Source organism: Paenibacillus sp. LjRoot56 (assembly GCF_964253335.1).
Lineage (GTDB): Bacteria > Bacillota > Bacilli > Paenibacillales > NBRC-103111 > Paenibacillus_E > Paenibacillus_E allorhizoplanae.
The window spans coordinates 56,603-67,500 of record NZ_CAXURV020000001.1 but is presented as its reverse complement, the minus strand read 5'-3'; the positions used below and the strand labels follow the sequence as shown (position 1 = coordinate 67,500).

Annotated in this window: 12 protein-coding genes and 2 rRNA genes (1 of these 14 cut by a window edge); 12 read left to right on the top strand and 2 right to left on the bottom strand. The window is 47.0% G+C overall.

The features are described from left to right. Together ACSQ8O_RS00340 and rrf are read left to right on the top strand one after the other, a co-directional pair. Positions 1-1,720, top strand: a 23S ribosomal RNA gene (locus ACSQ8O_RS00340); it begins 1,197 nt to the left of the window's first position. A 100-nt stretch (positions 1,721-1,820) separates the two neighbouring features. After that, positions 1,821-1,937: ribosomal RNA gene (gene rrf, locus ACSQ8O_RS00335) — 5S ribosomal RNA — on the top strand. Positions 1,938-2,085: 148 nt separating this feature from the next. Here the strand turns inward: rrf and ACSQ8O_RS00330 are convergent. Beyond that, positions 2,086-2,613, bottom strand: coding sequence for a hypothetical protein (locus ACSQ8O_RS00330; protein ID WP_436240037.1), 528 nt, complete (start codon positions 2,611-2,613; stop codon positions 2,086-2,088). 160 nt (positions 2,614-2,773) lie between these two features. Between ACSQ8O_RS00330 and ACSQ8O_RS00325 the strand changes: the two genes are divergently transcribed. From ACSQ8O_RS00325 to rsmI, 10 genes are all read left to right on the top strand, one after another. Continuing rightward, positions 2,774-2,947 carry a sigma factor G inhibitor Gin gene (locus tag ACSQ8O_RS00325; RefSeq protein ID WP_436240036.1) on the top strand — a complete coding sequence of 58 codons (174 nt, stop codon included), beginning with the start codon at positions 2,774-2,776 and terminating at the stop codon, positions 2,945-2,947. 69 nt (positions 2,948-3,016) lie between these two features. After that, positions 3,017-4,570, top strand: coding sequence for an aminotransferase class I/II-fold pyridoxal phosphate-dependent enzyme (locus ACSQ8O_RS00320; RefSeq protein WP_436240035.1), 1,554 nt, complete (start codon positions 3,017-3,019; stop codon positions 4,568-4,570). A 21-nt stretch (positions 4,571-4,591) separates the two neighbouring features. Next, positions 4,592-5,248, top strand: a complete 657-nt coding sequence (gene tmk / locus ACSQ8O_RS00315; RefSeq protein ID WP_436240034.1) for a dTMP kinase — start codon at positions 4,592-4,594, stop codon at positions 5,246-5,248. A gap of 45 nt (positions 5,249-5,293) precedes the next feature. Further along, a complete protein-coding gene (locus ACSQ8O_RS00310; RefSeq protein WP_056618038.1) occupies positions 5,294-5,623 on the top strand; it encodes a cyclic-di-AMP receptor in 330 nt (109 codons plus the stop codon). A 33-nt stretch (positions 5,624-5,656) separates the two neighbouring features. Then, entirely contained in the window at positions 5,657-6,103 is a 447-nt protein-coding gene (locus tag ACSQ8O_RS00305) for a YaaR family protein (protein WP_056618035.1), read from the top strand. Between the two features lie 30 nt (positions 6,104-6,133). Beyond that, positions 6,134-7,111, top strand: a complete 978-nt coding sequence (gene holB / locus ACSQ8O_RS00300; RefSeq protein ID WP_171629537.1) for a DNA polymerase III subunit delta' — start codon at positions 6,134-6,136, stop codon at positions 7,109-7,111. Between the two features lies 1 nt (position 7,112). Beyond that, positions 7,113-7,916 carry a PSP1 domain-containing protein gene (locus tag ACSQ8O_RS00295; protein ID WP_056618027.1) on the top strand — a complete coding sequence of 268 codons (804 nt, stop codon included), beginning with the start codon at positions 7,113-7,115 and terminating at the stop codon, positions 7,914-7,916. Positions 7,917-7,976: 60 nt separating this feature from the next. After that, positions 7,977-8,321, top strand: a complete 345-nt coding sequence (yabA, locus tag ACSQ8O_RS00290; RefSeq protein WP_056618062.1) for a DNA replication initiation control protein YabA — start codon at positions 7,977-7,979, stop codon at positions 8,319-8,321. Positions 8,322-8,393: 72 nt separating this feature from the next. After that, positions 8,394-9,155, top strand: coding sequence for a tRNA1(Val) (adenine(37)-N6)-methyltransferase (locus tag ACSQ8O_RS00285; RefSeq protein WP_056618025.1), 762 nt, complete (start codon positions 8,394-8,396; stop codon positions 9,153-9,155). Between the two features lie 45 nt (positions 9,156-9,200). Next, the gene (gene rsmI / locus ACSQ8O_RS00280; RefSeq protein ID WP_436240033.1) at positions 9,201-10,088 is read left to right on the top strand and encodes a 16S rRNA (cytidine(1402)-2'-O)-methyltransferase; all 888 of its coding nucleotides are present in this window, start codon (positions 9,201-9,203) and stop codon (positions 10,086-10,088) included. Between the two features lie 233 nt (positions 10,089-10,321). On the opposite strand, the gene ACSQ8O_RS00275 is transcribed toward rsmI, so the two are convergent. Beyond that, positions 10,322-10,576: an AbrB/MazE/SpoVT family DNA-binding domain-containing protein gene (locus tag ACSQ8O_RS00275; RefSeq protein ID WP_028609554.1), complete on the bottom strand. Its 255-nt coding sequence runs from the start codon at positions 10,574-10,576 to the stop codon at positions 10,322-10,324. Positions 10,577-10,898 lie beyond the last annotated feature (322 nt).

Genomic DNA, 10,898 nt, shown 5'->3' with positions numbered 1-10,898 from the left:
CTATGGCTTGCACGTATGTGCATGGGTAGGGGAGCGTTGTATGTACGTTGAATTCTGACCGTAAGGACAGGTGGAGCGCATACAAGTGAGAATGCCGGTATAAGTAACGAAAAGATCAGTGAGAATCTGATCCGCCGAAAACCTAAGGGTTCCTGAGGAAGGCTCGTCCGCTCAGGGTAAGTCGGGACCTAAGGCGAGGCCGAAAGGCGTAGTCGATGGACAACAGGTGGAAATTCCTGTACCACCGTAGCCGTTATGAGCAATGGAGTGACGCAGAAGGATAGTGACGCGAGCTGATGGATGCTCGTCCAAGCAGTGAGGCTGATGTGTAGGCAAATCCGCACATCGTAAGGCTGGGCTGTGATGGGGAGGGAAATTTAAGTACCGAAGGTCATGAGTTCACACTGCCAAGAAAAGCTTCTAGCCAGGCGAAGGTGCCCGTACCGCAAACCGACACAGGTGGGTGAGAAGAGAATTCTAAGGCGCGCGGAAGAACTCTCGTTAAGGAACTCGGCAAAATGACCCCGTAACTTCGGGAGAAGGGGTGCCTCGGTAGGGTGAATAGCCCGAGGGGGCCGCAGTGAAAAGGCCCAAGCGACTGTTTAGCAAAAACACAGGTCTGTGCGAAGCCGCAAGGCGAAGTATACGGGCTGACGCCTGCCCGGTGCTGGAAGGTTAAGAGGAGTGGTTAGGGGGCAACCCCGAAGCTATGAATTGAAGCCCCAGTAAACGGCGGCCGTAACTATAACGGTCCTAAGGTAGCGAAATTCCTTGTCAGGTAAATTCTGACCCGCACGAATGGCGTAACGACTTGGGCGCTGTCTCAACGAGAGATCCGGTGAAATTTTAATACCTGTGAAGATGCAGGTTACCCGCGACAAGACGGAAAGACCCCATGGAGCTTTACTGCAGCTTGATATTGGACTTTGGTACGATCTGTACAGGATAGGTGGGAGCCTTTGAAGCCTGAGCGCCAGCTTGGGTGGAGGCATCGTTGGGATACCACCCTGATCGTATCGGAGTTCTAACCTAGTACCGTGATCCGGTATGGGGACAGTGTCAGGTGGGCAGTTTGACTGGGGCGGTCGCCTCCTAAAATGTAACGGAGGCGTTTAAAGGTTCCCTCAGAATGGTTGGAAATCATTCGCAGAGTGCAAAGGCATAAGGGAGCTTGACTGCGAGACCTACAAGTCGAGCAGGGACGAAAGTCGGACTTAGTGATCCGGTGGTACCGAATGGAAGGGCCATCGCTCAACGGATAAAAGCTACCCTGGGGATAACAGGCTTATCTCCCCCAAGAGTCCACATCGACGGGGAGGTTTGGCACCTCGATGTCGGCTCATCGCATCCTGGGGCTGAAGTAGGTCCCAAGGGTTGGGCTGTTCGCCCATTAAAGCGGTACGCGAGCTGGGTTCAGAACGTCGTGAGACAGTTCGGTCCCTATCTGTCGCGGGCGTAGGAAATTTGAGAGGAGCTGTCCTTAGTACGAGAGGACCGGGATGGACGTACCGCTGGTGTACCAGTTGTCTCGCCAGAGGCATCGCTGGGTAGCTATGTACGGAGGGGATAAGCGCTGAAAGCATCTAAGCGCGAAGCCCCCCTCAAGATGAGATTTCCCAGTATGTAAGACCCCTTGTAGACGACGAGGTTGATAGGTTCGAGGTGGAAGTGCGGCAACGTATGCAGCTGACGAATACTAATCGGTCGAGGGCTTAACCAAAATTCCTAAGAGTAATACTTACGTTGAGTTTCGTATCTAGTTTTCAGGGTGCAAGACAGCCTGAATGAGTTTTCGATGTTTCCTGGCAGAAGCATCAACGTTTGGTGATGATGGCGGAAGGGATCCACGCGTTCCCATCTCGAACACGACCGTTAAGCCTTCCAGCGTCGATGGTACTTGAACCGCAGGGTTCTGGGAGAGTAGAACGTTGCCAAGCGATTGAAAGAGCCTTACTTGGAGAAATCCAGGTAAGGTCTTTTTGCATTTCTCCATGAAGGAAGCGCTATGAAACCCAAATTAGCTGTAATGAATACAGCTAATTCAGTTAATGGCATTTTTCAAGTTAATTGTTTAGCTTAACTCGGTTACTGTATATAACAGGACGTATCCTTACTCGATATTTTCACTAAACCAGTTTTACGGTATGGCTGGAAACGCAGCAGCATCCATAACCGCGGGAGAAGCATCCAACAGTGGAAGATCGTCAGGTGGATCAACCAAGTACCAGAGATCCAAGGATACAAGATGAGGATCAAGGCAAGTCCAATGCAGAACAGGTGAAGCTGCACTTTGGTAACGAGACGTACGGATGCATTGCCTTCAGGTAAGAAGCCAGACCAGAAGATGCCAAAGCGGTAGGACCAACCGCGCATGGCCATTCCAATGGTGAAGTGGAAATAAGTGCGAATGAGCAGGGTGTGGAAGATGAGTACCAATGGGTAGCTCACTAGTAATGGGAGCCAATGAGATGGATCAAATTTGTACAAGACTATTAGAATAAGGGACGCATAATAGAGAACTATTTTATATATAGAATGATAAAATCGCCTCATTAACGTATAGCTGTAAATCGTAGATTGTTTGGATAAATTGGATTCTTGTTTAATTGACATAAGAGACCTCCGCGCTGCGGTAACGTGTTATGAAGGTATTATCGGCATCTCCCTGCCAAAATATGAGTATTTAGCTAGTTTAGGAGAATCGAGAATCGGACATACTAGTCATAAAAGATCGTGGGGTGATCATATGGAGGAGAATCGGTTTGGACTATGTATGATTTGTGAGCAACAGCGGGTTGGCGGTATTCATATTGTGACGGCGTTCATATGTGATGAGTGCAGTAAGGAAATCGTCAAAACTAGCGTTTCAGATCAGAAATATCCGTTTTTTGTTAATCAGATGAAGAAGGCATTTTACATGGGAAATTCGAGGCAGTATATGAATTAAGAGGAGAAGCTTCTTTATAGAAGCTTTTTTTGTTTTTTTATCGGTAATCCACTACTATAGAAGGGTAAATTGAAAATTGAAAGCTATTGTAGCTGGGGGAGTTTGATCTGTTTGTGCAGCGAACGTTTACATAAGGCACGAGCCCCTCTTTATGAGGCTATGGTTGCCCATCACGCTACGAGGTCCGTTAGCCTGCATGTGCCAGGTCATAAATCAGGCCAAGGGCTGCTGGTAGAAGGAACAAGCTTTCTACAATCGATCATGTCTATTGATTATACAGAAATAACGGGATTGGATGATTTACATCATCCGGAAGGCGTTATTAGGGAGGCAGAACAGCTCGCGGCAGCATGTTTTGGCGCGGAGGAGACGTATTTTCTCGTTGGAGGGAGTACGGTTGGTAATTTAGCCATGATCGGAGCTGTTTGTCAGAGGGATGACCTCATTCTTGTTCAAAGAAATGTTCATAAATCAGTCATTCATGGGCTCATGCTGGCGGGTGCTCAAGCTATATTCTTAGCGCCAGAGGTCGATCAAGAAACAGGTGTAGCAACAGGTTTACATTTGGAAGTTGTTAAACAAGCGATGGAGCAATATCCAACTGCGAAGGCGTTATTTATAACGAATCCGAATTATTATGGTATCGGAAGGGATTTGAAGCCTTTTGCAGAGCTGATGCATGAGAAAGGAAAGCTTCTGCTAGTGGATGAAGCGCATGGTGCACATTTCGGCTTCCACGAAGAGGTGCCCGCATCAGCCTTGTCCCAAGGCGCTGACGCCGTGGTACAGTCGACACATAAGATGTTAACCGCTATGACCATGGGAGCTATGCTGCATGTACAGGGGCCAAGGATCAACCGGAAAGCCATCCAACAATTGTTGGCGATGCTGCAAAGCTCAAGCCCATCCTATCCAATCATGGCGTCTTTAGACTTGGCGAGGAAGCGAATGCATACGGAAGGGCATGCGTGGTTGGAACAAGGACTTCATATTATGAAAGAATTCAGAGAAAAGTTAGAGGCGTTGCCATGTTTTCATGTCTATCCACGGGGAAATCAACAGGCGATCGGCGCGGGAGTCGTCGAAACAACAGATCCTTTTAAAATTGCTATATATGACCCTACTCATAGCCTCTCTGGAGCCGAGCTCAAAGAACATTTAGAGGCCGAGGGCTGTTATATTGAGATGACGGATGGCTATCTAGTTTTACTAGTATTTACCCCTGCTAACTCAAGGGAGGATATGTTGCGTGTAGTCCAAGTTTTAAGCAACATTTGTTTGGACATCATGAACCGTAAGCAGGAACTTCAGGCGCCTATCTCGAATATAATTAAATTACCCACCTACGCACCCATCTCCTCACCAATAAGGTTTGACCATCGTGTCTTGTTTCAAGGGACAACTCAAATGGTTAATATAGAGGAAGCGATTGGGAAACGTTCAGGTGAGATGGTCATTCCTTATCCGCCAGGTATCCCTTATTTATATCCAGGTGAAGTCATAACGGCTTCTGTAGCTGAGGCACTCGTATTTTTGGTTAGACAGGGGATCAGGTTCCAAGGAACCTATTTTGGACAGACGCACAAATTAACTATATACACAGATCACGAAGAGACTTCGTGAGGCAGTATGCAGGAGGAACACGTGAACGGAATATTCATAACGTTTGAAGGGCCAGATGGCTCCGGAAAAACAACACAGCTCAAAAAGATAGCGCAGGAGCTACAAAAGTTAGGACATGACGTACTTGTTACAAGAGAACCAGGTGGCACTTCAATTAGCGATAAAATCCGCAGTATTATTCTCGATCCTGTGAATGGGGAGATGGTGGATCAAGCAGAAGTATTGCTTTATGCAGCATCGCGCGCGCAACATGTTCATGAGCTTATCCTTCCAGCACTGAAAGCTGGTCGAATTGTGCTTTGCGATCGATTTATTGATGCTAGTGTAGCCTACCAATCTTATGGGCTTGGTGTAGATATCGAGATGGTGAAGAATATTTCGAAATATGCGAGCTCAGGGCTGCAGGCAACTAGGACTTATATGATGGACGTTCCCGTTGAAGTGAGTTTGGAGCGTTTAAATCAGCGAGCAGGCGCTACGGAGTTTACACAACAGTTGGATCGCATTGAGCAGAAAAATGTCGAATATCACAGCAGAGTACGAGCGGGCTTCCACCAAATTGCAGCCGATCATCCTAAACGAGTCATCATGATTGATGCTAATCGAGATGCAGAACGCATAGCCGCGGATATATGGCAGGATTGCAAACAGTTGCTTGAGGAACATATTTCCGTCTAAAGCGGAAAACCAATTCTTAGTTTATAATATAAGGAGGCATCACCTATGAAACTAGTCGTAGCCGTTGTTCAGGATAAAGACAGTAACCGTCTCTCTAACGCTTTAATTAAGGAAGGGTTTAGAGCCACGAAGTTGGCAAGTACCGGTGGGTTTTTGCGCGCGGGGAATACAACCTTTATGATTGGTACGGAAGATGATCGTGTGCAAGAGGTGATGCAGGTGATTCGAGCAAATTGTAAAATTCGCGAGCAGTTGGTGACACCTGTTTCTCCAATGGGAGGAACGACGGATTCGTACATTCCATTCCCTGTGGAAGTACAAGTGGGTGGAGCGGCCGTTTTCGTATTGCCAGTCGAACGATTCGAGCATTTCTAAATATAATCAGCTCTACACAAGGATGGATGCGTCTTGAAAATTAACCCGGGGCTGCAGCCCATCGGTAAGAATATTAAAGTTGGTGAGAATGTTCCTCCGCCGCAGATGGCTCCGCGCAATTTCTCTGACATCATGCAGCAGCACGATGAGAAGTATACGCAGGAACAGTTGACCAAAATGGTACAGCAAATTACACTTCAAGGCGACCGCTTGTCGAGAGGCATGACAGTTAGAGAGCTTCTGCAATATAAGCTGCTCATTCGTCAGTTTCTCGAAGAAACGGCTCGTCGTGGCGTTAACTTAAGAGATACGAAGGGCTGGGATCGTCGCGGTCGTTCGAAGCGATATAAGCTTTTGGAAGCAATCGATCAAGAGCTCCTCTTGTTAGCCGATGAATTATTGGAGAATGAGCAGGGGCGGATCGAAATTTTGCATAGAATCGGAGAAATCCGAGGTATGTTGATCAACTTGTTATTTTAAAAATATAAGTGTGTAATGGGGCGAAAATAAATGTCCTTCCAAGCTATACCGGGACAAGCAGCAGCCAAACGGCTGCTGCAGAACGGACTACGTCAAGACAGGCTGTCGCATGCGTATATTTTTAGTGGTCCTGTTGGGACAGGGCGTTCGGAAATGGCAATAGCACTCGCCAAAGCGATTTATTGTCAGAATGGGACAGATGATGCATGCGGTGAATGCCTGGAATGCCGTAAGGTCGAACATGGCAATCATCCAGATCTCCATATGGTTGCTCCTGAAGGCGCTTCAATTAAAATTGAGCAGATTCGGGAGTTGCAGAAAGAGTTCGCCTACAGGGCAACAGCGTCTGGAACGAAAATATATGTCCTGTACCATGCAGAGAAAATGACGGTGCAGGCTGCGAATAGTTTGTTGAAATTTCTAGAGGAACCGAACTCTCGTGTGGTCGCGATTCTGATCACCGAGAACGGAAATGCGCTGTTACCTACGATTCAATCGCGGGCACAGTGGATCCAATTTACACCAATGGCACGTGAACAGATGGTGCTTACATTGCTGGAAGAAGGACTTCCAGCGGCATTGGTACAACCTGCAGCGCATGTAACAGCAGGTTTGCAAGCGGCGAGAGATTTAATTGCAGCAAATTGGTTTGCAGAAATGAGAACCGTAATGTTACAATTAGCGAAGGAGACGCTCACACGTTTCCCTACTTCCATGATTACCGTACAACAGCGGATTGTGAAAACAGAACTTGCGGATCATGTTTCGGCTTTGTTCGACTTATTGATCCTCTGGTTTAAAGATATGGTGCAGTTGCGCCTTGAGCGCAGAGATAAGCTTGTATATAATGACCAGCTAGACTGGATGAGCTCCCTCGCGTTAAGTCGAGATGTCTCGGTCTGGGTGCGTATGATGGAGCAAGCCGTAGATTTACAAAAGCGACTGCGTTCCAATGCCAATTCTCAGCTGGTTATAGAGAAAATGCTCGTGGAGATGCAGGGGGTGTAAGATGTACTCAGTGGTTGGCGTCCGCTTCAAGAAGGCGGGTAAAATATATTATTTTGATCCCATTGATTTACCGATCGAGAAAGAAAGTGCCGTTATAGTTGAGACCGCACGCGGTGTAGAATACGGCAAGGTCGTAGTGGGCAAAAAGATCGTCAAAGAAAACGATGTGGTTCTGCCACTCAAAAAAGTCATTCGCATTGCGGATGATACGGATGCTGATCTGGTTGAAGAGAATAAAAAAGCAGCCAAGGACGCTTTCCAAACGTGTCATGATAAAATAAAAGACCACAGTCTTAAGATGAAGCTAGTGGACGTAGAGTATACCTTCGACCGAAATAAAATTATTTTTTATTTTACAGCTGAAGGCCGCGTCGATTTCCGTGAGCTTGTGAAGGATTTGGCGAGTATTTTTCGGACAAGAATCGAGCTTCGTCAAATTGGTGTGCGTGATGAAGCAAAGATGTTGGGTGGCATAGGTCCGTGTGGGCGAATTCTATGTTGTTCTTCCTTCTTAGGTGATTTCGAGCCAGTCTCCATTAAGATGGCGAAAGATCAGAATCTGTCCTTGAATCCAACCAAGATATCAGGATTATGCGGAAGATTAATGTGTTGCTTGAAATATGAACATGATAACTATGAAAGTGCCAAAGATTCGTTGCCGACGGTTGGCCGATTAGTGATTACTTCTTTTGGCAGTGGCAAAGTATTGGGACTTAATATTAAAGAACGTACGGCAAAAGTTCAATTGTTTGATCTTGGGAAAGCGCTAGATCTACCATTCGATGATGTTGTAGAACAAGAGTAGAAGATCGAGGATCCAAGGAGGCGCTGGCCAGTAAGCATGCATGGCACTAGAGGTGAAAGCGTGGATAAACAAGATATTTTTGGACAAATAGATGGGATCGAAGAACGAATGGGTACCACGTATGCGGAATTAGGTGCCTTGAAGAAACGGATTATTACCCTCATCGAAGAAAATAAGAGATTAAGCATAGAGAATCAGCAGCTGCGTAAGCTCATTCGCCAAGAGGAAACGGTGGTTGAGGAGCCGACGAGAGATACTGCTGAGGAACCGGTACAGCTACCAGGAGCCGGATATGATAATTTAACCCGCTTATACAATGAAGGATTTCATATTTGCAATGTGTATTATGGACACCTTCGGACCGAGGGAGATTGTTTGTTTTGCTTATCCTTTTTAAATAAATAAGACGTTTGGCCGTAGGGGTGTATCCCTTACGGTTTTTTTCCATAATAAGCAACAATGAGAAAGGAAAGACGTATGAAGCAAGTTTCGTTACTACCGACTGAACGAATTGATGATTTATTGACATATGATTTGAAAATTATTCAAAGTGATGAAGTGTTCAGCTTCTCGATGGATGCGGTACTCCTAGGGAGATTCAGCAGTGTTCCGCCTAAGGGGCGAATCGTAGACTTATGTACAGGTAATGGTGTGGTGCCCCTGCTGCTATCAACAAGGACACGTGCGGAGATCTGGGGCGTTGAGATCCAAGAGCGTTTGGCAGATATGGCTGTGCGCAATGCGGAGATTAACGATCTATCGGAACGGTTACATATGGTACAAGGCGATTTGAAAACGATTCACAAGACCTTGGGACACGGACAATTTGATGCTGTCACCGTAAACCCTCCTTATCTGCCTGTGCCTAATGGGGAGCAGAATAGTAATGCGCATTTTGCGGCGGCTCGTCACGAGATTCATTGCACGCTGGAGGATGTGATTGCGGCAAGTGCTAAGCTAGTCAAAGCAGGCGGTAAAGTCGCCATGGTACACCGGGCTACGCGACTGGTGGACATCGTTTGTCTCATGAGGCAGTACCGTATCGAACCGAAACGAATCCGTTATGTCCATGCACGTGCTGGAGAAGAAGCGATGATGGTGCTAATCGAAGGGATGAAGGATGGTAAGCCAGAAATTCGCACCCTGCCACCTCTGATCGTATACACAGAGAAGGAAGAATACTGCCAAGAGCTGAAAGACATCTACTATGGTGGACGGAGCGCTCTGGAGTTCTCGTAGATAGGCTAACTGTATGATTAATATAAAGTGATGAGGGATTGAACTGTGAGTGTAACGATACAGAAAAGCTACCGCGAGGATGCTAGCGGTGTAGGCACACTATACCTGGTTGCCACACCGATCGGCAACCTGGAAGATATGACCTTCCGCGCGATCCGCACGCTGAAGGAAGTAAGCATGATTGCCGCGGAAGACACGCGGCAAACGCGCAAGCTGCTGACCCATTTCGAAGTCGCTACGCGACTGGTCAGCTATCACGAACACAACAAGCAAGCAAGCGGCCCGGAGCTGGTCCGCTTGCTGCTTGAAGGGCAGAGCATCGCGCTAGTCAGCGATGCCGGTCTGCCGGCCATATCCGACCCAGGTTATGACCTGGTGCGGATGGCCGTAGACGAGGGCGTGCCGGTGGTGCCCATCCCCGGCGCGAATGCGGCCCTGTCGGCACTGATTGCATCAGGCTTGCCGACAGAACGATTCGCCTTCGTCGGATTTCTCCCTCGGGAGAAAAAGGATCAGACGAAGTTGCTTGAAGGGCTGCAGCATGTGCAAGACACATTGCTGTTCTATGAATCACCGCACCGCGTGGAGAAAACACTTCTGCGCATGGCGGAAGTGTGGGGGGCGGAGCGCAGGGTCTGCCTCGCCCGCGAGCTGACGAAGCGGTTCGAGGAGTTCCTGCGCGGCACAATCGCAGAGTGCCTCGCGCACTTGGAGCAGTACCCGCCTCAGGGCGAGTACTGCGTCATCGCCGAAGGCGCATCCGACGCGGCCGTGCAGATTGCTGCTGACGGCTGGTGGGAGGCGAAGTCGCTCGGCGAACATGTCGCCCACTATGAGGAGCGCGGAATCGATCGCAAGGATGCGCTGAAGCTGGTTGCAACAGATCGCGGATTATCGAAGCGTGATGTATACAATGCGTTACTGGAGCGTTAAGGTGCCAAGCTAAACATAGAAAAGGAAAAGGCCCCTTAAGGGGCCGATTCATCTACCATAAATAGGATCATAATATTGTTGAGTCACTTGTCAGTCTTCTATCTTCTAAGGTCTATACAAAAAAAGATCTCTAACCCGTGGCCGAAGCCAACAAAGTTAGAGATGAAAGGAGATATGAAAAAGGTTAGAATTACCAATGGGATAAGTGCTACTTCTATTATATACTACTTTTCTTATTTTGTCACAGGTGTTGGCATTTCTGATAAACAAATATGACAAACAATTTTTCCTTTGAAGTACGATACATTCTCCGCATTGCCACAGAAGATACAAGCTGGCTCATATTTCTTCAGCATGATGCGCTCACCGTCTACATATATTTCCAAAGCGTCTTTCTCGCCAATACCCAACGTGCGGCGCAGTTCGATAGGAATAACAACGCGTCCTAGTTCGTCCACTTTTCTAACGATTCCTGTAGATTTCATCATATATATAAAACCCCTTTCGATTTTATCAATTTTTTATCAATATCGTCATGTTTCGACATTTGCTTATGACTTATGATACCAACGATTCCCAAAATAGTCAACCATATTTTCACTGAAAACGAGTAGTTTCATGTCTATTTTGATTTATTATGTAAAGCGGTAAAAAACGTTGATGGCGCTATCTACAAGGGGTTGTAAGGATTATATTACGAACTTTTCAAAGGCTTATTTCATAAGAGGTACTGGAAAATCAGCAATTAAGTACTGAATAAATTGGAATTTGATATTCGACAATAATCGACATGACAAAAGGTTTCATGTC

Excerpts from the sequence above, each read along its gene's own strand:
- ACSQ8O_RS00330 (WP_436240037.1), bottom strand. The coding sequence starts at position 2,613 with ATGTCAATTAAACAAGAATCCAATTTATCCAAACAATCTACGATTTAC.
- ACSQ8O_RS00285 (WP_056618025.1), top strand. The coding sequence starts at position 8,394 with ATGAAGCAAGTTTCGTTACTACCGACTGAACGAATTGATGATTTATTG.
- ACSQ8O_RS00325 (WP_436240036.1), top strand. The coding sequence starts at position 2,774 with ATGATTTGTGAGCAACAGCGGGTTGGCGGTATTCATATTGTGACGGCG.
- ACSQ8O_RS00310 (WP_056618038.1), top strand. The coding sequence starts at position 5,294 with ATGAAACTAGTCGTAGCCGTTGTTCAGGATAAAGACAGTAACCGTCTC.
- holB (WP_171629537.1), top strand. The coding sequence starts at position 6,134 with ATGTCCTTCCAAGCTATACCGGGACAAGCAGCAGCCAAACGGCTGCTG.
- ACSQ8O_RS00295 (WP_056618027.1), top strand. The coding sequence starts at position 7,113 with ATGTACTCAGTGGTTGGCGTCCGCTTCAAGAAGGCGGGTAAAATATAT.
- ACSQ8O_RS00275 (WP_028609554.1), bottom strand. The coding sequence starts at position 10,576 with ATGATGAAATCTACAGGAATCGTTAGAAAAGTGGACGAACTAGGACGC.